This is a genomic window from Bacteroides sp. L008 (genome assembly GCF_040812255.1).
In the GTDB taxonomy this organism is placed as follows: domain Bacteria; phylum Bacteroidota; class Bacteroidia; order Bacteroidales; family Bacteroidaceae; genus Bacteroides; species Bacteroides vicugnae.
The window spans coordinates 77,107-100,705 of record NZ_JBFNXO010000001.1; the positions used below are offsets into that span (position 1 = coordinate 77,107).

Here is a 23,599-nt window from a genome sequence, read left to right on the forward strand (position 1 = left end):
TTTTAATCTTTTTGATTATACAGTTTCAAAAACTCCATCTCACCGACTTCTTTTAATAGTTTCTGATTGTTAACAAAATCTTGTCCATATTTCAGCCATCGTTTTGCAAAGCTCTTAAATTTTGCACATGGAAAGATTTTACATTGATAACAATGAGTGATTTCTTTTTCGGCACAACAAAGATGGAATGTTTTACATTTCTCACACCGATCTTTGTTTAGCTCAGCACCTAAACAAGGCTTCTCGTCTCGTTTGTAAATAGGACAACCACCGCAAAATACACCGCAGGCAGGAACCCGACCGTAATAGGTTTTTACGGTAATGTTCTCTGGAATATTACGTTTCAAATAAACCATATCTTTCAGCAGCACACCATCCTCAATCATTTGATGATCGTAGTTGTCTGTGAAGAAGTTTTCTATCCGATGTGAATATTCAAATCCACAACTTTTATAGAACCCGACAGAACTAGGCACATCACCTGTGCCGACTATCATCTGTTTATACTTCCCCGAATAATAGGTGAGTAGATGTTTTATCAGTCTCTTACCATATCCTTGTCGTTGTGATTCGGGAGTGACAGCAATGTTTTTGAGTTCACAAACCCCGTCGCCTTCATCCGTGACAACACAAACAGCTTTTACTCCGTTATCATTAAGCACAAATAGTTCTCCACGCTCTAAATAACGGTCAATCATAGACTCTTGCTCGTCGGCAAGTAGTAGCAGATCTATATACCGCTTCTTATCAGCCGTTTGTTGAAAGATGTTCATTTTTTATATCTCAATAAATTTACTTTCACTAAATCCCTCTGCACGCATTCCATCCAATAGATACCCAAGTTGATTTGTCACAATTTTAGTTGAATTTATCTTGGTATCAATATTGGCGTGAGAGTGTCCGTATATCCAATAATCAATTCGACTATCGGCAATGAAGTTGCCTAACTCTGTAACATAGGCATTATTCATGCTATCTTTTATTCTCTCTTCGCTAACAACCTGATAAGTTGGTAAGTGGTGGGTTACAACAACAATGTGTTTAGCTGTACTTTCTAAAACACTCTGTTTGATAAAGGCAAGGCACTTTTCATGTTCTGCATTAAAATCTTCCACACATAAACGATGTTTGTCATATAATATCTGGCGGAAATCATTCATTCCACTGAATACACTAACCTCGTTCTCTTCACGAATGTGCGACCACAAAGTTGAGAGAATAATATCAACATCACCAATACGTACCACCTTGTTATAATAGTATCCCACGTTGTCGAGAAACATATATTGCCAAGAGTCTCCACGAGAAGTTACATCACCATTGTTATAAAATTCGTGGTTACCCGGCACCAATATCACTTGTTGATAGTTCTGAGAAGCCCATCGCCAAAACTTAATATTTGGCATAGTCCTGTCTTTGAGGTAGAAAGTATTTCCAGCTAATATCAAAATATCCCCTGTTATCTCAAACGGGATACTCTGAATATAAGCGAGGTTCTCTTTGAACTCCAAATGTAGGTCGGATGCAAACTGTATGCGCATAGGGCGTTGTTTACTTGGTTATATAGATTCAAACGGGTATTTTTGCTATTGTCATTCCATCGTCTTCCATTGATGCCTGATAATTACGAATTGTCTGCTCCAAGTTACGGATATGCTCATCAAACATAAAGTTTCGGAATAACTCTTTATCTCCATTGTCTCGGCACGCAACAAGTACTGCGTTGTATTCAGACTTTCGATCTTTGATTACCTCCGTTGGAATAATGCCGAACTCTAACTGTATCTGATTCATCAACAAACGAGACATCCTGCCGTTGCCGTCAGCCCAAGGGTTAATGGTTGCCAAATGGAAGTGAGTGTCGAAACTCAACTTGTAACATTCAATTATATCTGCATGGGTGATTGCCTTACGTTTTTGGTTTATACTTTGACACAACTCCTCCAACTTATCACTCTTTTGTGTGCCACGTACAGCAGTATTCCTTAAAACAGAAGAAGACAATTTATTGAGCATCTCTGCCGAAATAGCAACACGTTTTTTAGCGTAAGTGATAGCTTGTTCGTATGCCGCATTCAGATCTAAGACCATCAATTGCTCAGCCATCGGGCGACTATCGGCACTGATACCCTCGTCCAGCAGAAGCTGCACTTCAACATCAGTCAGTGTCGAACCATCAAGAGCCGCAGAGTTAGCGACGATAGAATAGAGGCAGAACTTATCGTAGTCAATCTGCTTGCTGATACCCAACTCGTCAAATTGAGCCAATAGGGATAATATCTTCTGCTCTCTGGTCATAAATTATTCCTCTAATGAATAGGTTTCATCATAAATATCACGTAGGTTTTTGCCTTCATATTCCCAATATGCGGTGGGTTGAAGAGCGTGAGTTATTCCTAATAGTCTTTTGGTTACGGCTGTAAGTGATAATTCTTCTTCGTTATATAAAACTTTTTTGTCTCCAGAGATAACAACTTGCACCGATGAATCTTTCACAAACGTAAGTTTGACACCTATATGAAGACCCATCTCTCGATAATTCATCGGAGGACGGCGTGCTGATTTTATCTTTTCGCCAGCGACTTTGTCTTCTGGGGTCAAGTCATTTTCAATTTCGGCATTTACCTCAGTAGTGATGTCTTTACGGTCGAATAGTTCAAGTATGGCAGTGGCTTGCTCCGGTTTAATTTGAAAAAATTCACGATTGTCATTTATGCGATTAGGCTTAAAAGCAGTATGCAGGGCTTTTTCAATCTTTGCACAATCCGAAGCTTTAACTTCACACGCATACTCACAGTCGAACGGAACAGGAACACCTGTACTGTACAATTCTTTCATTCGAGTATCAATACTCTCACGTGTAGTCATTCCGATTTTAACCAAGCCCGGCATTGCCGAGTTGGTTAGAACATAGACTATTCCTTTATTATCTTGTTTTGCCATAGTATTATCTCAATTTTGTATTCCAGATTTGTGCGGCAAGTTTACTCAACTCCTGATCCCTCTGCTCAATAAATTGTATCGTATTATTAATGCCGTCAAAATTTACTTCTGGTAAATAATTATGTTTTTGTAAAAAAAGTAATTTACTACGCGTATCAGGCATGCTATTATAATTATCTATATCATCTCTCCTAATTAACCCAAAACCAGCAACTGAATACCTGTATAAATTCAGGATTGGCAATTCTAATTCAGGATCAAAGTCCGATTCATTAAATAGTTGTTGTAATACAAGTGATTGACGTCTTCTTGATCTCATTAAACAACTAAAATCATCAATGACCTCTGCATTCAGATGATATATTATTCTTGCATAGAAATAATGATAATATCCCCAATTATCCATTAGTTGCAATTTTTTTAATACATCCCCACTGATGTTGCGTTCTAGTTCATCAGATAGTAATGATGAAAGAGAATTCACATCAAGATTTCGAATACTTTTAACTATTTCATAGATTGCCCACCTAATAGAACTTTGGGTAATTGATTTGTTCTGTATAACTCTTATATTAGTGTAACTGTCAATAAATTTAGATACAATATCTATCTTTTCAGCAATGTCATCTTCAGTATCCATCTTAGATAATGAAGATAAATATAACGGATATGTTAAAGAATCAGCTAATGGATAAAAGCTGTTAATATAAAGAATGTTAACATTGGGTTCACGGGTGAATTCTATTAACTTAAGATATAGTGACGAGTAAAAATCAAAATCAGACCGCATAAAGAAATAGTAATCATTAGCGGTTTTTAGATGTAATTTATTGGTGTTGTTTTTTACCCAAGCATGGAATTGAGTTCCGATTATTTCAAAATCTTGATTTTCTGATGAAGTCGTTTTCGATCTTTGTGTGTCAGCGTACTTTCCTCTTAACCAAGCTCTAAAAAAGTCTAAATCTCCATCATTATTTGTAACAGACTTTATGTCTTGAATACGAGACTTCCAAAAATTATTTGCATCTTCCATTTTTTCCTCATCTCCACCATCGCTCATTTTAGATAACAAATAACCTTTAAGTATTTCTGTCGGGTTTAGACTTAACCCTCTATCGTTCATTGTCTCAAAGATAGAATATGCATTATCCATACTGAAAGCCCTAACTTCTACAAGGACAATTCTATCCAATAGCCACTCAATAAAAATAGGCAGAATATGAAAATTAGATAACTCCTGTGGAAATAGCTTAGTTATATCTTCATATCTTGATAGTAAATTTTGACATGATTCATCAAAGGTTTCGCTGGTTGAAAGCGTATGATCTGGGTTCTCGATTAAGGATATAACCGTTTCTTCTCTTTTGTCGACATTAATAACCAATGATTTTTTACCTCCTTTTTTAATGAAAATAAAAGAAAGAATATCTTTCGTGTGACTTTCAGGTATATTCAATTTTGATTGAAGGTGATGCAAGTAAATAAGTAACAACGTGAACGATGTTAATCGTTGTTGCCCATCAACAATCGACATAGCACCTTTGTCTTCACAAAGTACTAAAGGTCCCATATAGTAGCAATCATAGGACTCATATTTTTCTATATCATCTCCATCAGTGTATGATCTTAAAAAGCTAGTTGCCAAATCACTGACTAAAGCTTCAATATGAGTTCTCTGCCACCTATACTCTCGTTGGAAAAAGTCTATTTTATAACGCTGTCCAGAAAGTATTTCAGATAACTTCCTGTCTTTTGCAACTATGTTGTTTGCTATATGTGCCATATCTATTGAAGTTCTTTAATTAATATTTTTTGAATGTTGAATGCCTGTTCAAATACGCCTGAATTAGCATTTGTTGGATCAATTTCTCCATGAAATAAACGGCATCTTAATTCGTAAATAATTTGTATCACGGCCTTGCTTATGTCATCAAGATTGTCTTTGAAATATAGATGTTTGCTATTGTCGATGGTAATGCTATTTGGAGGAGCCATATATTTTCCATTTCGTCCGTTTTTAGGTGGAACAACAATATTAATAGCTTTTTTAGGATTAATGTCGTGCAAACATGCTTCGATTCCTTTTTTGCAATCATCATCTAGTGTGTTAAAGTTTGGATCTTGATGCAATTCCGTTATTGAGCACTTATATAATGCAAATCTATGTGTAGTAGAATGAGTTCTATTATTTATAGTTTCAAAAATCCAACGAGGCGAGCTTCGTGGTAATGTAGTGTCGTGTCTACCTGTATACGAACTTTGTCTCCCTTGTATCGATGTAGTTCTTAGCGCATTATCTGTAATGCAGATAGAGGTAAAAGCTATTCGGTTATCATTATTGGGTAGAGGATGTGATTCTAATTCATAGTGTAATTTGCTTATACAAGACTTAAAATGATTAGAAATTTCATCCGATCCTCGGAATAGACTTATGACACGATCCTTGTACTTGTTGTTATTTGTCTTTATGTAATCAAGTATTTCTTTGTCATTGGTTCTCTTTGGTGTTGCATCTTCATCATAAAAATTATGCATATACCACGCATTGTATGGAATCCATGCTTTAATGAACATAGAGTAATAATCAGGTTCTGCCTTATTAATCCAATTATTTATATGTGTATTTATAGGCATAGCGTCTAATTATTTAGTAGTTCTATTGCTTTGTCTTCGCCATGCTCGATGGCGGTTTCAACTGCGGTTTTTGCTAGGTCGAGCAGGCGTTTACTTTCCGCTTTTAGGGCGAAGCTCTCTTGTACTTTCTCTGCAATCTGAGTTTGTAGCTCACCAGAGAGTTTTGGGATAATTACTTGCTCTATCTCTGACGGTTTCCAATGCTGGATAATCGAGCCGCCTGCATCTCTTTCTGCCTGCATCTTCACGATTATAGAATTAAGTACCAACGTTAGGTAGTCGGGGAGAAACTCTTTGTCAGTTATTTTTAGGTGTAGGATCGCTCCCGATGTAATAGCATCGAGGTCTTGCTCTAATTTGTATGCTATGCCAACGCTACCATCTTTTGATAATAGTATGGTATCTTTCTTTGGTTTTAATTCATCAGTTTCGTAAGTAGCTCTATCAAGATGAATATCAGGGTCGGATAATCCAAATTTTGACAGGTTTGATACTCTGACAAATGGAATACCGCTCTCTTGGTAAGCATCGCTACCGGGTTCTATTGATTTGCTGATGGTTGCAATTTGGCTTAACGGCTTTGTTTCGTATTTTTTGAGATGGACAAAAAGGTCATCGTATTTTGGTTGGTAGTATTCAGCATCAAGACGACCGCTGGCGGTGAAATCCGCAAAGCTCTTTACCGACACCGCCTCTTCTTGTGGTTTCCAATCCTTCAATCCAAACTCCTCCAGCAATATATCCTCCGCATATAGATAAAGTTGCTTTGCATTAGATAGTTTTTCATCTGAAGTTACAAGTAGTGATGAAATTTTATTTTGAAAATCTTCAGACAAAATGGGTATATATAGTGATTTTATCGCCTCTTTGTCTATTGTAAGGGGAACTGTTCCATTTACTTTTCTCTTAATTATATTTTCTCCTAACTTTGTATTTAAGAATGCCCATAAGAAATGTGTATTAAACCCACTATCTTTTTTTATTCTCACCATAAACATATTCATCCCCAATGAGCATGGATAGTTTAAATTAGGCATAATATAAGATTTACCCGGTGTGCCTATTTTATTAATCAGTAATTCATTTCCATAAAGCTTAGACTTAGACAAATAGTTATAACACTCTTCTGTAACGTATTTTACGTCTGTATCAAAGTTTTGACTTTCTAAATCTGTTGTACGCACCATATAGGCGTAATTCTTTTCATCTAACAATGAAAAAACTTTAGCAATACTTTCATAACTACCATTAGCGTGAAAATCAGTTAATGTATCAATTATTGAATCAAATCTTACATTAGCCCTATCTTTTACTGTTTTATAAGCTTGTATATATTTCTTTCTAAAAAACTCATCATCGAGCCTGAATTTTTCATTGTCGGTCAATAGCTCAGTGAGAGATACAACATTAATTTCCAGCCCCTCCAACAAAGTTTTGTACTTTACTTCGTCAAAGGGGCAGCTACGAAAAAAGATAACTGCTCCTTTTTAGCAAACTCCACAAATGCCTCAGCAATACCATCATCGGTTATTTTTTCAGCATCGTTACACTTCTTTGCATCATTCCAACGATAGTTTGTCGTACTATGCAAATCGTGATAGATAACAGGGTGTCCGTACATATCGCATAGAGCTAACTTCGGGTCGGTGGTTGTTCCGCTCTTGTCAGCCGTCCAAAACAGTTTTTCGCCACTATTGTTTTTACCCTCTTTCTGCTGAGTTGCAAAAAAAATCGGGTAATTATCCTGCTTTGGGCATAGCTTATCGTCCCACTTCTGAACCAATAGAACGCTCGTCTTTGTGCCCGTGTGCGGTTTAAAAGTATTGCCGTGCAACCCCACAACACCCAAGATACGGCACCGCTCCGCAATAAACTCACGGATATATTTGTCGCTACTATTATTAAACCGCCCTTGTGGCAAAACAATAGCCATACGACCACCCGGCTTTAAAAAATTGATATTCCGCTCAATAAACAGAATATCACGTCCAACGCTCTTTTGTGTCTTGCCATTCTTCATTCCAAGCTCGTAGCGGCTCAAAATCTGCCCCTCTTTCACATCTCCCGCAAATGGAGGATTAGCCATCAAAATAGTAAAATCAAAACCACTGAAATTGCCGTCCGTGCTTAGTTTTTTGAGTTTCTTGAAACCATTATTATAAGTGTCGTTCCAATTCTCGTCTTTGGTCACGGTTGCCCAACGGCTGTAATCTAACGTGTTTAGGTGCATTACATTGGTCTGCCCGTCCCCTGCTATCAAATTCAGAGTGCGTGCCACACGCACTGCCTTTTCGTCAAAATCAATAGCAAATACATTATCGACCACATAATCGGTCTCCTCTCGTCCCTTTTTGACCGCTGTGAACAAGTGGCTCACAGGCTCGTTTTTCGCCAACTGCATATTTTTCCACACGTGGAAAATCGTATGTACTGGAAACCCAGAGCTACCTGCTGCCGTATCTATTATTGGTTCATCTGGTTGAGGATTAAGCATCTTAACGCACATATCAATCACATAACGAGGGGTGAAATATTGTCCTTTTTCTCCCTTGCTGCTCTTGCTCATCAAATACTCAAAAGCCTCATCTACCACATCAAGGTTGGAATTAAATAACTTAACTCCTTCTAATGATGATACACATATAGAAAGATGCGGAGGTGTTAAGTTGATTTTAGCATCAACAGGAAATACTCCTTCCCACTTCCCACAAGCTTTTTTGAAAAGTTTCTCTATCTTTTCTTTAAGCTGGATGTCGCTTTGACCAGAATTTCGGAACTCTAAATTATAGTTCTTATCTGTTGCTCCAATTTGCTCATCCCTTAATTCCGCAACACTTTGATTTAACTTTATTTATAAGTTCCTGAGCAACAAAAAGTTGCTCAGGATTTTGCCATGTCAGATTTTTCACTTATCTTAGTGTTGCAATTCAAAACGAGCGTAAATCGTAACAAGACATGGCAAAGGTACAAATAAAATCTGAAAAACTCACACCTTTTGGAGGAATTTTTTCAATCATGGAGCAATTTGACTCCATGCTTTCACCTATTATCGACCAGACACTTGGTCAGAGATGCCGCAGTATCATCGGATACCAGTACAGCGAAATTATTCGTTCTCTGATGAGCGTATACTTCTGTGGCGGTTCATGCGTGGAGGATGTAACATCGCATCTGATGCGTCATCTCTCGTATCATCCGACCTTGCGCACATGCAGCTCTGATACCATCCTCAGAGCCATCAAGGAACTAACACAGGAAAACATCTCATATACTTCCGATAAGGGCAAGACCTATGATTTCAATACGGCAGACAAGCTCAACGCCTTGCTTATAAAAGCCTTGGTTTCCACCGGTGAACTGAATGAGGTGGAATCTTATGATGTTGATTTCGACCATCAGTTCCTTGAAACAGAGAAGTATGATGCAAAACCGACATACAAGAAGTTCCTCGGCTACAGACCTGGCGTATATGTCATCGGTGACATGATTGTCTATGTTGAGAACAGCGATGGCAACACAAATGTGCGCTTTTATCAGGCTGAGACCCACAAGAGATTCTTTGCCCTACTGGAAGCCAACAGCATCCGTGTGAATCGCTTCAGAGCCGACTGTGGTTCGTGCTCGAAGGAAATTGTCAGTGAGATAGAGAAGCATTGCACGCACTTCTACATCCGCGCCAACAGATGCAGTTCGCTCTACGATGACTTGTTTTCACTGAGGGGATGGAAGACGGAGGAAATCAACGGCATCCAGTTTGAACTCAATTCCATTCTTGTTGAGAAATGGGAAGGCAAGTGCTATCGTCTTGTCATTCAGAGACAAAAGCGCATGGATGGAGAGCTTGACTTGTGGGAAGGTGAATACACCTACAGATGCATTCTTACCAACGATTATGACTCATCAACAAGAGACATCGTCGAATTTTACAACAAGCGTGGGGGCAAAGAGCGTATATTCGATGATATGAACAACGGATTCGGCTGGAACAGGCTCCCCAAGTCGTTCATGTCAGAGAACACCGTATTCCTTCTGCTTACGGCATTGATACACAATTTCTATAAGACCATCATTAGCAAGCTTGACACCAAGGCTTTCGGGCTCAAGGAAACGAGTCGCATAAAGGCTTTTGTCTTCAGCTTCATCTCCGTACCTGCCAAGTGGATCATGACAGCAAGGCAATACGTGCTGAATATCTATACTGAAAACCGGGCTTATGCAAGACCTTTCAAAACTGGATTCGGATAAAGTCCGTTCCTTATGGTTTTAATCTGCGTATTGCCTCAAGTCGCATTGTGGGGTAAGGGGAAGGTATGCACAAATCGGACAAAATTCACGCTCATACTATCATGATGCATAGTGTTCAAGCTCTTTACTGCAATTGAGATTGCCATTGAGATTGCTTGCGGATTTTAGGTCATCAAATAATTTGGCAAAAATGAGCTTAAATACCTCTTCAAATACATCTACACCTGCATTTGCCAAAACCTCATCCTCCATCTCCGTAACTAAATCCTTCAGTGACTTGCCAGTCTGTGTTAGCTTATCTTTTTTGATAAGATCCGCCATTGTAAATGGAGTATTCAGGATGTCTTCAAGTGTTTCCGTTCCTTTTGGAATATTCGGAATATCTTCGAAATAGTTTGGATTCTTGCGTTGGTGATAGGTAATGGCTTTTCCATTTGTCCATACAGCCATACTTGCACCTGTTGAGTGAGTATAAGATTTCAATTGTTCACGACCATCCTTTGCCTTTGGCTTCTTAACCTCGACAATTATATATGCTACATTAAAATCATCTTTATCTCTAACGACAATATCTGCACGTTTAGCCTCACGGCCGAAGTATATAGGGTATTCAAAAACAAGGCGTTCTTTTGGGTATCCGTAGTCGTTGATAAGTTGTTCAGTATACAACTGACGAACAATTTCCTCTGGAGTAAGTTTTATCTCCTTGTCCCTAACTATACAAGTTACATAAGGATCCTCACCTCCCTTTTTATTTACTCTTGTAGTAATACGATTTTCAAGATTGGCAACACTTTCGTGTTTGAATAATGTTAGGCTATACTCGGAGCCTTTCAGGATGTCTGTTAGTTTCATACTGCTTATCTATTTTTCTCTTTATTATCAATTAATTCCTTCACGTCCACGCCAAGGATTTTGGCGATTTCGAAGAGTTGCTCCAAGCTGGGTTGGCGGCGGTTGCAGACGTAGGCGTTGGTTTGACTAAAACTTTTGCCGATCTTCTCTGCGAGCCACGTTTGTTTAATTCCTTTCTCTTCAAGGACTTCTTTTATTCGGTTCATATCAAATGGTTTTTGATGCTTACTTCTTTTAGACGATAAAGATATGAAAAATTTCGCTATATAAAAGCGAAAAAGATGGAGAATGACAAAATTCCCCATCTTTTCAACTGATTGATTCTCTATTTTTTCTGTTTAATGCTCTCGGCTTCTTTGCGGAGCTGGTCGGCCTGTGCCTCTTTGAGGCGGGCTTGTTCGAGGTCACGGGCTCGCTGGGCTACACGTTGTTCGTGCTCTTCTACCATCCTGCGCAGAGAGCGTTGTTTCTGTTTGTCGGGCTCGTACTCGAAGATGGTTTCGAGTTTCAGTAGGTTTTCGGGGGTGATCTCTCCGAATGCTTTGATGTAGCGAAATTTAATATCGTTATCGCTCAAACGGTTGTTTTCTGTGAACTGATAGACGTTGTAGCTTACTGAACCGAATAAGGATACACCGAGCGATACCAGAGCGATGACCACCTTTGATGATTTTAGCTCTATCATGTGAAGGTGCTTTTGTGGCGGCAAGTGAGCGGATTGGCGGTTGTCGAGTTTTTTGGCAATATCGTGTAGCTGCTCTTGCGACCGCTGAAATTCGCTTTTGATTAGGGCGTTTGTGCTGGCGGCCGACTGCTCCAAGTTGAAGAGGTCGGGTTGCGGAATGTTCCGTATGAGCTCTTCGATTTGCGAGGTGTCAGCGGTAGGCGAGGGCTGCTTGGGTGGAGCTGATTTTGCCGACTCCATCTGCTTTGAGAGGTTTTTGAACTGTTCGATGATGAGTTTGCGAAGCTCATCAAATGAGGTAATTACTAATTTTGCATCCATATTTTCTTAATTTTTAAGTGTTTATAATCTGATTCCTTTTTTCTTCTTCTTGCGTTGCATTTGGTGACGGAACGCCTCCTCTTCGGGGTCAATGCCGTTTGGTAGTATCGGTATGTCGAAGAGCGAGCCGATGGAGTTGCCAACCATGGTGCTTTCGTGGTGTTCGGGGCGGTGCTGCGGTTGTTGCACAGGTGGCAAACTTTGCTGCTCCGCTCGGTTGTTTTGCCGTAGGGCGTAGTCGATTTTGGCGTAGCTGGATTGGCGATCGACCTTTGAACCGTTGAACGAGAGGTTATTCATCGTGAACCGCACGCCCTCGACTTGCGAGGTGGAGCCTTTGGTCTTAAAGCCAAGCTCTATGCCCTCACTCCGTAACCGTTTTTGCAGCTCCTCCCACGAGGCTGACTGCGGAACGTGTCGCACCAGCGCATCATAGATGCGGTACTTGGTTGCATCGGGCTCTCGCAGGCGATTCCGCTTGACGTTCTCTTTTCCGCCGGAAATGTACAAACCGTGCTTCTCGGTGAGCTCCCTGCAAATTTTGGTACTCCGCACACGGTCGTGCCGGTCGGAGATGGTGCAGCCGTTGTTATCGACATGGTTGTAGAGCAGGTGGATGTGCGGATGTTCCCGGTCGTGGTGGCGACCGATGATGAACTGTGTCTCTCGAATACCCATCCGCTCCATATACTCACGAGCGATTGCGACCATCTTGGCGTTGTCGAGCTGCTCGCGGTCTTGTGCCGAGAAGTCGAGCGAGATATGGCCGACCGGACGAGTAACCCTCGTGTTCAACTGTCGTTGCGCCTCGAAACTTCGGGCGACGGACTCCACATCTTTCAGTCGCACCCCCTCGGCAGCGAGAAGCTCGGTCTGCTTTCTGGGGTCGAAGATATATTTTACAGCTCCGGCAAAGGCGGAACCTTTGGTGATTTTAGCCATCATTTTTCAAGTTCGTTTAGTAGGTTATCAATCTTTTCGGCAAGGAATAGGTATTCGGTTCGAGCATCCCGATAGCCTGCCGCATTGGCTCGGTGGGCAATCTGATTTAGGTTATTTGCCATCCCTGCCAATTGGCGAATCAGTCCCATCGTTTCGGTGGAGAGGTGCTGCCGAATCTCCGCCTTGGGGATGATGGAGCGCAGGTAATCTTTGAACGACAAACAGGCTTCTGTGGACTTCGATGCGAGGGTCAAATACTCCTCTGTGTTGAGCATCAGATTTACTCGGTATCTCCGTTTTTCTATATCTTCTTTGACGGGGCGACCGCCTTTTTTAGGTGCTTTCATTTTACTTACTTTGATGTTGTTTAATCGTATATTCTCTGCCGTTGCACGGCTTGACCATCGGGAGCAAGTAGGGTTTTTGGTACCAAAAACATAAACTTGCTAACCCAATTACAGCTTAATTTGCAGTAGGCTGCTGCCTACATCTTTAGCCCTCGTTTTTTAATTGGTTTAGGGGCGCACGGCTCAACTTTTACCAACTCCAAACCGAGTGAATCTATCAGCGTTTTAAGCGACGGATTGCGTGCGATCATCCCTTGGAGGGATTGAGGCTGCTTCATTTCGAGTAGAAAATCGGCAATGTCGAACCCTTCGTCACGCTGTTTTTCGGTGGCGTTTCGTTCCAAATAGTCGAAGAGTTTAACCGTAATTCCCATCCGTTGCATCGTCGAAATTCTCGCAGACCAATCTTCCGTCGCTCCCAAATCGGGAAACAAAACAACGTTCCGCCCACTGAGCACATTGAGATTTGCACTACGAAAGCAACCGTTCTTTCCTCCGCTTGCAAGCCACAAATATTGGGGCAGATAGGAGCTTGCGATGAGTGCGCTCTTCTCGCTCTCGACAATCGCGACCGACCTCTTTTCGTCCGTCAGCAAGAGATGTTCACCGAAGAAACATTGCTTGAGGTTGAAGCTCTCCTTGTGGAGAATGGAGTGCACCCACGTGATATGATTATGGGGCTCTTTGATGCGTTTGCCGTTTGTCGGATTGTAGAGCATAATTTTGCCGGTGCGTACTCTGCCGTGCAGATCTGTTTGCCAGAATACGGTAGCCCCCGGCCAATGGTTTGCTGTGCCTACCCGATAGAGTTGCATAAGTCGCAACGCCTCACCTTCGCCCAACTGAGAGCTAAGAAATTGAAACAAACGGTTATCGGCATAATGGCTCATAGAACGCTCAACGAGTGGCGCATCTATGTAGCTTGTTGGTAGCGGTGGCGGCACGGGGCGTGCGACACGCTCATAAGTCTGCACCTGCTGCGGATTCTGCTCGAAATACTCTTTGGGTGTGAAGTGGTAGCCGCATTTTTGCTCCCGGTCGCACCGCCCGACGTATTCGGGAAAGGAGATTGCTCCCTGCGTGTCAATGTATCGGGAAAAGCATCTTTTCTGTTTGCACTCCGGACATGTGTGTCGGGAGGCAACACCTTTATAGGGTTCTAATATAAATCTGTGTGTCATTGGATTTTTTGTTAATGCACTTTCGACATTTTCAGCATTTTGAAGAGCCAAAATGTGGATAGTGTGGAAAATGCGGTTATACTTTTCTATACTCTCCGTGTCGATCTTTCGTGAAAAGAGTTCCAATCTGTTTGCTCAGAAACTCTTTGAAAGCTCTCTCTTTCATCCCCTGATTGGCTGCCACATCCACACCTTGGGCGGTGGTGAATAGTTCGGGGAGTTGAGACAGAATGGATTGCTGTTGAGTGGTGAGAGCGGTCTCGTTCATCAGATTTTGCACTCTGGTGGCGGTTTGCTTGAAATATTCAGTTAGCAAAATCGCTCGACGGACGGTCTCGGTGTCTACCTGCTCCTTGCTGCACTCTCCGCAGAGCCAACGAGTTATCTGTATCACCAAACAGAAGCGGATGATATAGATTTCCAGCTTGCAGTATATCCCCAAAAGTGTCTCATTGCCAAGGCTGTCGCACAACTCTGCGTGTTGGTGCTGCCATTTGTACAATAACCTGCGAGCCTCTTCGCTAAAAGTGACCATCGAGGGCTGAACCTCGTTGTTTTCGTCAAACGAACACTCCAAATTGATAAGTTGATTCATCAGCTCATGCCACTGGGATTCTAAAGCGGGCGATGCATCCTTTTCATTCCACCGTGTTTTGTGCTCAATGGTAGGCATGACAAACAGGATGCGGTCGATAAATCCGTTGTTCGAGCGGTCGCCATGAGCCAAGTCGCTGAGAATCTTTTTCTGAATGGTTCCAATTACCGTAATAAATGGGCGAGTGATAAAAACAGAACTTTTAGCACTCTTTCTGTCAGAAATAACGGCTTTGGCACTGAATACCGACAACCAAAACTGCTCTTCCGAACCATTATTATAGCGATTGAAGTTCTTGAACCATGCCGAAAGTTCGTCCGAGCATAGGCACAGACCTCGCCAGTTTTGGGCATGGATATAGCTCAATCCTTCGGGTGTAATATCCGACACCAAAAATCGCTTGCGGATAGGCTCTTGCGGAAACTCTTCCAAACCTTCGCTCGTGCGCTCCTTTTTAGTGAGAGAGACATCTTGCTCATACTTAGCGTATAGCTTTCCGAACTCCTGATTCTGCCGATGGTCGAAGTCGACAAATGGTTTCATTGCAAAACTAAGCGGATGACTTTTGTTCGCTCCCGGTCGCCCGACCAGCGCCACAAATAGAATGGCACTCTCCACCCATCCCTGTTTCATCTGGATGTGATGCGTATTGCCAATTCCAACTGCAATGGCTGTAAAAATGGAGGCAGCAGTATAGTCGATAGGATAGCTTTGGCACTCATGCACTTCGTGTATGATGCGCTGGATTTTGGAGGGAAATATCTCAACCGGAAACTCTGCTCCCGAAAATGACATTTCCAACCCCATAGCTTCACCGATAATCCCTTCGTCTGTGATTTTATTCTCTTTCATAGCTTCGAGGGGTTAAAGGCCGAAGCCCGATTTGGGTTTGCGACGCACTCCGCTCTGCATCGTGGCTAAAATTTGGTCGTAGTTCTGCTCTGCGGTGTTACGCCTGCCGTTTTCGATCCACGCCAACAACTCATCTTCGTAGAAGTAGAGCTTTTTGCCCTTTTTGTAGGATGGGAGCAGCCCTTTGCGTACAAGGGCGTAGATGGTCGGCTTTGCTTTTTGGATAATGCGACACGCATCGTCGATGCCTACTAATTGGTGTTTTTCGGTTGGTGGTGGTTGAAGCTCCGACACCAACTGTTTTAACTCTGCGACCTGTTCGGTCAGATAAGTTATCGCCTGCGGTAACTTATCAAAAGTGATCTCTTGTTTGCACATAAACTTTTGATTTTAATAGTTCGTGTGCAAAGGAAATCGGTGATTTGACGGTGAAATCCGCCACCAACATATAACTATCGAATAACTTATCGGCGGTGATTGTTGCTATAAACCAATAGGTTATGGCATGAAAAAGGCGACCACTTGCGGTGATCGCCTGAATGATTCCTGAAAAGTATAATTTATAGCTCCTCTTTGATTTTAATAATGCAAGTTCCCTCGGCTTTGAGTTTACGTTTGATAGTCGAAATTTCGCTCTCTTTCAACTCTTTTGCAAAAACATATTTGAGGAAAGTTGCCGTCTCAATGCCCGATTTCTTGAATTGGTTGCCAATGTTCCAGCCGAAGTGCATCAGGTCGATGGATTTTAGTTTGGCATCAACGGTAACGGGCGTTTTTATCTGTTCGCACTCCTGCTCTGAGGCAAATTGAAAAGCACGGATATGCTCGCAAAGCTGCTGCAAATCCCTCTCGGTCATATACAATGCCATCTCTTGCCCTGCATAGGCAAGCACTCGCTCCAAGGTTTGCGCCTGCTCTTGCTGAATCTTCTGTTGAGCAGTTAGTTTGTACTCTTCATAATTGGGCACGGTGGGTTCCTCTTGAAGGGTCTCTGTGATAGGCTCAACCTCCTGCTCCGGCTCTATGTGTGGATGCTTCTTTCTGAAAATACGCTCCACAACGGGCTGTAACCACTCATTGACAAAGGATTGAAAACTGAGATAAGTCGCGCTGAGCAGCAGGCACGCCACAACGAACGCTGCCAACCCCGAAAACTCATCCATTTGCAACTCCCTCACCACAAACAGGCGAGCAAGTACCGCAATACACAGTATTGACGCAAAAACAAAGCAATATATAATAATGTAGTCGTATTTCTTAGCCGTCATATTAATCAATGGTTATCATTTGTACGCAAAGATAATCGATTAACTATCTGACTCCAACTATTTTGGTGCATTGGTAGCATTTGGCGTCGTTTGGCAGCATTTGTCCACACCTAAAAGTAAAAATCCACAGCAGCAAATTGGCTACTGTGGATTTTTCAGAGGATTTAATACCTGAAAGCCGGAGCTATATCCTCTTGTTCAGTACGTGAGATTCCATATTTGACAGCGAGTTGCTGCCAACCGCATACCGCTTTTTTTATTTGATAAACTATCTCGTTTGATTGTTTAGCATTCAATCCATAATAGGCCGCAGTACTTAATGCCAACTCAAAATCCAAAGAGTTATCATCTTCTGAAATATTCAATTTTAGCCCCATACCGTGCTCGTCGGGATTGATGTCGTAAGCAGGGGAGAGTATCCAACCTTTAGAAGTAAGTAGAAAACCGTGATTTCGAAGGTGATCATCGCAATTAGACACCGCAATATTGAAAACGATACGTCGCCACAACTGTTCGAGATTTTGCGACACATTGTCGCAGTTTCGTGCAATCCACTCTGCAAGTTCTAAGTAGCTAATACCATCTGCTGAGTCTGCACCATCTGTATACCCCAATAAAGTCATTGCCGAAGCAAAGTGAATCCGTTTGTCGCCAATTCTGTCAAATCGTTTGGTGAGGAATGTATGTTGCTTACTACTGAATTTATGCGCCCTGCTTTCGGCCATCTCAATGCCACACATTTTGGCCATTTCTGCCGTAACAACCTCCCATGCTCCCATATCTTTGATGTCGTGCCCACTTGGAAACTTGGCAATCCAAAGCGCACTATCTTTGTCTAATATATTGGCTTTAGGACGGGCTCCACCTAAAGAGGAGCCGGGAGCAATAAGCATATTGAGCCACTTCGCATATTCTGCATCATCTTTCAGATTCTCCTTTTCGAGTTGAAGACTAGCGTACTCAAGATCACGGATTGATGTCCACGGTGGGGTTGCCATCGCTCTGTTATTATCCATAAATTCACCATCGGGCGATAGCTTAAATCTCAAAGCCCCCATTCGGTTTCCGTCGTAAACACCTAATAAATAGTCTGCTTCGGTTAGCGTTCTGGCGGGTCTTTGTTCAAGTCGGGCGTTAATCGCTTCGCGTCTGCGCATCAGCATACGCCCCCAACGGTCAGGGGAGGAGTCGAGAAACATCCCGAAGTTACTCTTGTCTACCGGTAAATATTGCTTTCCCGAAAAATGAGCCAAGTCAGGATCTAAGGCTCTGAATTGCCCGTAAGTTAGCCAATCGGGGGTGTTCTCAAACGAAAACACCTCTTTGCCACGCAACACCTCGCTGTGCAGTACCCCCATTGGGATTGGCAAGTCACTATCTTGCCAATCCATATATACGTATATATCTCTATTTTGTGCCATTGTTATTTTTTTGAAGCTCGTTCTTTTACAGTTAATTTTGCATCCTGCAATTTACGGCCAAGTTCATCATCCTTTGCAATCAACATCAAATCTTTATCCAACCCCAGCACAGCCAGCACGCGGAAGTAATACCCGATAGCCACACTCTCGTCTCCTTTTTCGATTTTGATAAGCGTGTTACGTGATATTCCGGCACGCTGGGCAATCTGCTCCGAAGAGAGATCACGGCGAAGACGTGCATATTTAATATTCTCCCCTAAAGTTGTCAGGGTTCGTTGTTGGCTGGGCAATAAAGCTCTTTTCATTGTAATAACATATCTAATTATGCGCAAAGTTAATGTGTATTGTTCATAATTGCAAACATTATTCCTTTTATTTCAGCGAGATTCTATTCACTGTTTCTCGTTTCTTCTCGCTCACCAGCTCCGCATATATTTGCGTGGTCGATACGTTGCGGTGAGTAAGCATCTTGCTGACGGTGTAAATATCTGTCCCTGCGGCAATTTGGAGGGTCGCGTATGAGTGCCGAAAGCAATGGAAAGTGATATGCTTCAATATCTTAGCTTTCTTTAGCCAATTTTTTAGAGGGTAATTTATCATACTTCGGCTGAGCCCTTTGAAGACTTTACCTGTTCCTACCTCTCCGCAAAGTTCAAACGCCTCGTGGCTGATGGGGAGCGTGGCTTCGGTCTTGGTCTTTTGGGTGCGAATGCGGATGCAGTAGCCTTGGTCGGGAGCGATGCCAAAGTCCGACCATTGCAGGTTCATTATGTCGCTGATACGAAGTCCTGTTAGGCAAGAGAAGAGGGAGGCGGCTTTCAGAACGGGGATGTCGCAGGGCGTGGCAGCCAACTGCTTCACCTCGTCCAAAGTCAAATACTCTTTCTTTACGTCCTCATATTCAATCTTCTCTAAAAAGTCGTTGATGTTCTCACGGAGCAGCTTATCACGATAGGCGATTTTCAGTAGACCTCTGAACGTGGAGTAGTAGCCTGCTGCCGAGTTGAGCGACACTTTGTGCTGAGTGTGTTTTAGCTGCTCGGCATTCAATAGGTAAGCCCGAAAGCGTTTGCACAAATCCACATTCACCTCGCCAAAGGTGCATTTTCCCTGCACGAAGTTTGAGAAATGGGCGTAGACTACCTTCCATTTTTGGTCTTTGGTTTTCGTCATCTTGGCAAAGTAGGCAAGGAAATCGGCTTTCATCTTGTGTTTGTCTAAGAAACCGAACTCCTCGTTGATAAGCGACTGCACCCGAATGCAGCGGATGGCTTCGGCTTTGTGCAACATATCGTTGTTGAACTCACGCTCCATCTCGTTTTTGGGATGGGCGTAGATGTAGATACCGAGATACTCCCGACGGCTCATAATCATCGTTTCGGGGTGGCGGATGGCCGGATAATAATCAAGGTAAAGAGAAATTTGTCCGTTGCGGATGGCTCTTTGGCGAACCGTAACTTTGGTGCACGTGTGTGTCATACGATTGTTTTTTAACTGTTTATACTTGTTTTCTGATTGCAAAGAAAGATGGTGATATGATGGTGGCTACCGTCACCTCAAAATAACCTACTCAATTTTCGGATCACCCAAAAGCCTGTCAAGCTCCGGTCGGGAAATCTTAGTGTATTTGCCGACTTTCACTCTGGGGATGTTGTGGTACTTGACGTAGTGGTAGAGCTGGTCGCGAGTGAGGTTGAATTTTGCCATTGCTTCCGCTACCGTATAGTATTGCGGCTCGTCGGGTTGGGCTACGCCTTTGGCTATGTCGAAGTGCTTTTTGGAGTAGCTGACCGTTTTGCCCTCTTTCTTTTTGGGGATAGCATTCTTCGAGGCGAGCGTATAGATAGCAGCCAAGGTCATATCGAATTTTTCTTGAATCTCCTGCACGGTGTACCACTCGGTGATGTCGGGATTTGCGGCTTTCTTCGAGAAATAGTTGTCGATATGCTTTTTACTCCAATAGGTTTTGCCTCGATTAAAAGTTCGGGGGATGTTGTGCTTCTTGGCAACAGCGAAGATCCACGAATCGGCCACGTTGTATTTCTCTTTCACTTCGGCTGTGGTGTAGAACTCGGTGATGGGGGCTTTTGACACGGTTACTCTTTTGTCGTAGGGTTTGGCTTCAAGCATAGCTTCAATATCAGACTTTTTAATAAAGGAGAGCCGACTACTAATCTTTGACGCTTTCAAGTGCCCTGCATATATCATTTTATAGACCGCTTGAAAAGATATTCCAAGCAATTTTCCGACCTCCAACACAGATAGAAACTCTTTGTCTTTAATTTCTGCTAAAGGGAAATAATTGGTGATTACCAACGATTAGCATACATTACTATTGATTAATAAGGCGTTGAATTTCAACGCCTTTCTTTTTGCTCGTGCTGTTGATGTTTATCGTTAATAGTGGATTTTCAGCTCATTTTTGTACCGCATTTGGGTCTCGGAGGTTTGCAACCAAAAATCCGTCAGAAAGGTGATGGATAAAGTTGAAGATGGTTGAGTATAGTTGAAGATGGGAGACTAATACTTGGCGAAATAACGAGAAAATAAACATCAAAAATGAGCAAAAATGACAGCGAGTAAAATCAAAATCAAGAAAATTTGTGAATGGTGTGGAGAAGAGTTCTTCGCACAAAAGACAACAACAAAGTATTGTTCTCACAAATGCAATAGCCAATCATACAAAGCAGCTGCGCGTGAGAAACGAATACAAAATACAGAGGCACAGACCGTAATAATAAAGAGAGAAAAGCCTTTAGCAACATATATACTTGACTGATAATGAGGACTGATGTCTTAAAACGGTAGAATATCGGTAGAAATTGTTTTATCCTTGTAAAATCGTCTGTTTTCCGTCCGTTTTTGCCTCCTGTCTCCAGAACCGGCAAAGCCTGTATTTTGCCATGAAGTTCACCAAAATATTTCTGTTTGCAAAGGTACGGAATTTACGCGGAAATCTCGCCTGTTATGTCAACTAAATGCTGTAGACTTTCACGTATTTGATTTTGCATCCAAAAAAGAAAACTAATTTCTTTCCTTTCCCTCTGTTTGAGTTAAGTATATTATTCATATGCATATATATGGGAATATACTTAACTTGATTTTTTCTTTTGGCTGCAAATCACTATTGCATAGTCAAAGTGAAAGAGCTAAAAGTGGTCAATAGATTGCATAACCTATCATATAATAAATAAAAACAGCCACTTTTGTATATTATATGATGTGTTTAGTGTATGACAATTCTGAGAATAGAAATTGTACAATACAGCTTGCTGTTCTATTGGCACACTTCCACCTAACTTTTAGTTGGTGGGGTATTAGGCTACCCAAATTCCCTCATTTCCGACCAACGGGCAAGCCCGATTATTTTACAGCAATGGCAGACGTGTAAACACTGTGCCAGTAGAAAAGAAGAAGCGTTGTACGGTGATTATTAGAGGTTAATACAGCCTTTTGATGGACAGGAGCCCTCTTGGTTGGCTACAATGGCAAGGAACGGTCGGCAGAGTGACTGAAACTGTGACTTGATGGCTGCGCTTTCCTGATGCAAGGCTGGTGAGCTGCCATCCAATGCCAATTCTGATATTGCCTTTGCCGCCTCGATGAATGAGAGCCAGTCTCCTCCCAGGTCTTTGTAAAAGAAGGGAAGAAGGGAGGTAACGAGGGCGTTATCTGTTTCCTGCGAAAGCACCTGATGGAAGGTGGCTTCGCAGACAGCTGTGAGTGCAGTCATACAAAAGGCGTGTCCTACAGATTCGGGAATGTTTCTTCCGCATGGCACCTTGCCAATTGAATTGCCATTGTCGGCTTTCTGCAAGATAATGGCTACTTCCTCTGTTGCATCTTCGTAGAGTTGTTCACATTCCGAGGCGCAAGCCGATGCGGACATCTTGCCGCTTCGCCATTCGTCCAATGCGGTACACATCTTCTGGCGGAACACATCCAAGGCTGCGTCAATCGGAGAAACGGCAGGTGTCTCAGCCAACATCGGGATGGTGATGATTTGGCTCTTCGTGAGACGGGTGACGGAAATCTGGTTCATCTTCTCCAACTGCTCGATGAAGGTGCGGACAGTGGCGCGGTGCCAATGCCAGCATCCTGCCAGTTCGGTAATGGTGATTACAAACTGCCCGTTGGACAGGCTGAACTCCTGCTTGCACAGATCCTTGGGGATGTACTGTACAGAAGCCTTGTCTACAAGGTCAAGGTAGGCTTCGAGCTTCGACAGCCTTATCCCGGACCTCTCTTTCAAGAACTCCAACAGGGACATCCGTTCAGACATCTTGCCGGAACTCGTTCTATGTTTCTGTTTCTTCATTTCAATAATCTGTTTGGTGAATACTGTTGTTTGTCGCCAGCTCCATTATACAAAAGGAACGGCATGATACAGGTGATACTTAATAGTAGTATATGATGAGCATTTCTGTGTCTTCGAGGAGCATCTTGCGGTCAGCCTTGTTCTTCCACAGCGATATGACTATGCGCGAGGGATAGAACAGTGATGCCAGAAGGACAAAGGAGATGGTGACAGCAAGCGTGAACAGATGAGGAGTGAAGACAAACACCACTGCCGCCAACGCGGCGATGCAGAAGGGTGTCCGCTCCTCGTGCAGACGCTGTAGCCACCTCTCCACATCCATAAAGACAAAGAATATGGCAAACGCTATGGTGGAAGCCACTACGCCTATGTCGTTATAGTGTACACAGAGGTAGAGGAAGTGGAACACGTACAGCAGGATGAGCAGCATCAACCGGTAGAGCTTCCTTGCTGTCACAAGCGCGGTCATGCGCAGATAGAACCGTGTCATAAACTGTCTGCGGCTTCTGTGCAGAATCATCGTCACAAAGAAGAACGCTGACATCAGGATGAGAAACAGTATCTTACTTGTCATAATATGTATAGCATGTGAATAATGGAAGTGGACTCAGGTCGGGCTGGACGACACCGTGTGTGGCAGTGGATATGATACGCTCCACATCCTCCAGTGTCAGTTCTCCCTTGATTATTCTCTGACGGAAAGCTCCGTCGGTTGTCCGAAGGCTCTTGATAGCCTGTTCCAAGTCGTACTCGGCTATCTGCCACACTTGCCCTCTCGTGTAGGGGAAATGATGGTGGATGGCCTTGACCACAAGCACACGGCTGAGGATGTCGGTCATTCTGCCGTTCCTGACTATCGTGTGGTTGCGGACAGTGGCGATGCTCTCAATCTCCAGCCATGTGCGGTGACGGTCGAGAAGATGGATAATCTTCATGTAAAGCGTTTCCTTCATCAGATGGTCGGGAGCTTGTGGCATGACTTTGGCCTTTGT

At 42.7% G+C, this 23,599-nt stretch carries 24 protein-coding genes and 1 pseudogene; 1 reads left to right on the forward strand and 24 read right to left on the reverse strand.

Annotated elements, in window-relative coordinates; all coding sequences use genetic code 11:
- Window positions 1-2 precede the first annotated feature (2 nt).
- The 8 genes from AB3G73_RS00315 to AB3G73_RS00350 are packed head-to-tail and all read right to left on the reverse strand — an operon-like array spanning window position 3 to window position 8,170.
- Complete coding sequence (locus AB3G73_RS00315; RefSeq protein WP_234069134.1) at window positions 3-773, reverse strand: GNAT family N-acetyltransferase; 771 nt, start codon at window positions 771-773, stop codon at window positions 3-5.
- Between the two features lie 3 nt (window positions 774-776).
- Entirely contained in the window at window positions 777-1,541 is a 765-nt protein-coding gene (locus tag AB3G73_RS00320; RefSeq protein WP_234069132.1) for a metallophosphoesterase, read from the reverse strand.
- A gap of 28 nt (window positions 1,542-1,569) precedes the next feature.
- Window positions 1,570-2,298 carry a Fic family protein gene (locus tag AB3G73_RS00325; RefSeq protein ID WP_234069130.1) on the reverse strand — a complete coding sequence of 243 codons (729 nt, stop codon included), beginning with the start codon at window positions 2,296-2,298 and terminating at the stop codon, window positions 1,570-1,572.
- A gap of 3 nt (window positions 2,299-2,301) precedes the next feature.
- Window positions 2,302-2,943: a GIY-YIG nuclease family protein gene (locus AB3G73_RS00330; RefSeq protein WP_234069128.1), complete on the reverse strand. Its 642-nt coding sequence runs from the start codon at window positions 2,941-2,943 to the stop codon at window positions 2,302-2,304.
- A gap of 4 nt (window positions 2,944-2,947) precedes the next feature.
- Window positions 2,948-4,726 (reverse strand): DUF262 domain-containing protein, encoded by a 1,779-nt coding sequence (locus AB3G73_RS00335; protein ID WP_234069126.1) that lies wholly within the window; start codon window positions 4,724-4,726, stop codon window positions 2,948-2,950.
- Window positions 4,727-4,728: 2 nt separating this feature from the next.
- On the reverse strand, window positions 4,729-5,577 hold the full coding sequence (locus AB3G73_RS00340) for a hypothetical protein (protein WP_234069124.1): 849 nt from the start codon (window positions 5,575-5,577) through the stop codon (window positions 4,729-4,731).
- Between the two features lie 5 nt (window positions 5,578-5,582).
- Entirely contained in the window at window positions 5,583-7,007 is a 1,425-nt protein-coding gene (locus tag AB3G73_RS00345; protein ID WP_234069122.1) for a restriction endonuclease subunit S, read from the reverse strand.
- 11 nt (window positions 7,008-7,018) lie between these two features.
- A complete protein-coding gene (locus AB3G73_RS00350) occupies window positions 7,019-8,170 on the reverse strand; it encodes an N-6 DNA methylase (protein WP_367037716.1) in 1,152 nt (383 codons plus the stop codon).
- Window positions 8,171-8,532: 362 nt separating this feature from the next.
- Between AB3G73_RS00350 and AB3G73_RS00355 the strand changes: the two genes are divergently transcribed.
- The gene (locus tag AB3G73_RS00355; RefSeq protein ID WP_350011512.1) at window positions 8,533-9,822 is read left to right on the forward strand and encodes an IS1380-like element IS614 family transposase; all 1,290 of its coding nucleotides are present in this window, start codon (window positions 8,533-8,535) and stop codon (window positions 9,820-9,822) included.
- Between the two features lie 99 nt (window positions 9,823-9,921).
- Here the strand turns inward: AB3G73_RS00355 and AB3G73_RS00360 are convergent, their stop codons facing one another.
- From AB3G73_RS00360 to AB3G73_RS00435, 16 genes and pseudogenes are all read right to left on the reverse strand, one after another.
- Window positions 9,922-10,677: a type I restriction enzyme HsdR N-terminal domain-containing protein gene (locus AB3G73_RS00360; protein WP_367037714.1), complete on the reverse strand. Its 756-nt coding sequence runs from the start codon at window positions 10,675-10,677 to the stop codon at window positions 9,922-9,924.
- Between the two features lie 5 nt (window positions 10,678-10,682).
- Window positions 10,683-10,883 carry a helix-turn-helix transcriptional regulator gene (locus AB3G73_RS00365; RefSeq protein ID WP_234069118.1) on the reverse strand — a complete coding sequence of 67 codons (201 nt, stop codon included), beginning with the start codon at window positions 10,881-10,883 and terminating at the stop codon, window positions 10,683-10,685.
- 119 nt (window positions 10,884-11,002) lie between these two features.
- Window positions 11,003-11,362, reverse strand: coding sequence for a hypothetical protein (locus AB3G73_RS00370; protein WP_234069116.1), 360 nt, complete (start codon window positions 11,360-11,362; stop codon window positions 11,003-11,005).
- Window positions 11,363-11,704: 342 nt separating this feature from the next.
- Window positions 11,705-12,628, reverse strand: coding sequence for a relaxase/mobilization nuclease domain-containing protein (locus tag AB3G73_RS00375; RefSeq protein WP_234069114.1), 924 nt, complete (start codon window positions 12,626-12,628; stop codon window positions 11,705-11,707).
- Window positions 12,625-12,972: a MobC family plasmid mobilization relaxosome protein gene (locus AB3G73_RS00380; RefSeq protein ID WP_234069112.1), complete on the reverse strand. Its 348-nt coding sequence runs from the start codon at window positions 12,970-12,972 to the stop codon at window positions 12,625-12,627. Before AB3G73_RS00380 ends, AB3G73_RS00375 begins: the two co-directional genes overlap by 4 nt.
- 137 nt (window positions 12,973-13,109) lie before the next feature.
- Window positions 13,110-14,153 (reverse strand): DUF6371 domain-containing protein, encoded by a 1,044-nt coding sequence (locus tag AB3G73_RS00385; RefSeq protein WP_234069109.1) that lies wholly within the window; start codon window positions 14,151-14,153, stop codon window positions 13,110-13,112.
- Window positions 14,154-14,229: 76 nt separating this feature from the next.
- Window positions 14,230-15,600: a DUF3987 domain-containing protein gene (locus AB3G73_RS00390; RefSeq protein WP_234069108.1), complete on the reverse strand. Its 1,371-nt coding sequence runs from the start codon at window positions 15,598-15,600 to the stop codon at window positions 14,230-14,232.
- Between the two features lie 12 nt (window positions 15,601-15,612).
- The gene (locus AB3G73_RS00395) at window positions 15,613-15,978 is read right to left on the reverse strand and encodes a helix-turn-helix domain-containing protein (RefSeq protein ID WP_234069106.1); all 366 of its coding nucleotides are present in this window, start codon (window positions 15,976-15,978) and stop codon (window positions 15,613-15,615) included.
- Window positions 15,979-16,160: 182 nt separating this feature from the next.
- On the reverse strand, window positions 16,161-16,868 hold the full coding sequence (locus tag AB3G73_RS00400) for a hypothetical protein (RefSeq protein ID WP_234069105.1): 708 nt from the start codon (window positions 16,866-16,868) through the stop codon (window positions 16,161-16,163).
- A 164-nt stretch (window positions 16,869-17,032) separates the two neighbouring features.
- Window positions 17,033-18,289 (reverse strand): HipA domain-containing protein, encoded by a 1,257-nt coding sequence (locus AB3G73_RS00405; protein WP_234231423.1) that lies wholly within the window; start codon window positions 18,287-18,289, stop codon window positions 17,033-17,035.
- A gap of 2 nt (window positions 18,290-18,291) precedes the next feature.
- On the reverse strand, window positions 18,292-18,594 hold the full coding sequence (locus AB3G73_RS00410) for a helix-turn-helix transcriptional regulator (RefSeq protein WP_234069101.1): 303 nt from the start codon (window positions 18,592-18,594) through the stop codon (window positions 18,292-18,294).
- 67 nt (window positions 18,595-18,661) lie between these two features.
- A complete protein-coding gene (locus AB3G73_RS00415) occupies window positions 18,662-19,768 on the reverse strand; it encodes a site-specific integrase (protein ID WP_234069099.1) in 1,107 nt (368 codons plus the stop codon).
- Window positions 19,769-19,855: 87 nt separating this feature from the next.
- A pseudogene (locus AB3G73_RS00420) lies at window positions 19,856-20,581 on the reverse strand (helix-turn-helix domain-containing protein); the annotation flags it as partial.
- 1,141 nt (window positions 20,582-21,722) lie between these two features.
- Window positions 21,723-22,607: a hypothetical protein gene (locus tag AB3G73_RS00425; protein ID WP_005816280.1), complete on the reverse strand. Its 885-nt coding sequence runs from the start codon at window positions 22,605-22,607 to the stop codon at window positions 21,723-21,725.
- Window positions 22,608-22,686: 79 nt separating this feature from the next.
- The gene (locus AB3G73_RS00430) at window positions 22,687-23,181 is read right to left on the reverse strand and encodes a hypothetical protein (RefSeq protein ID WP_005816282.1); all 495 of its coding nucleotides are present in this window, start codon (window positions 23,179-23,181) and stop codon (window positions 22,687-22,689) included.
- Window positions 23,171-23,584 (reverse strand): hypothetical protein, encoded by a 414-nt coding sequence (locus AB3G73_RS00435; protein WP_005816283.1) that lies wholly within the window; start codon window positions 23,582-23,584, stop codon window positions 23,171-23,173. The genes AB3G73_RS00430 and AB3G73_RS00435 overlap by 11 nt, the downstream gene beginning before the upstream one ends.
- Window positions 23,585-23,599 lie beyond the last annotated feature (15 nt).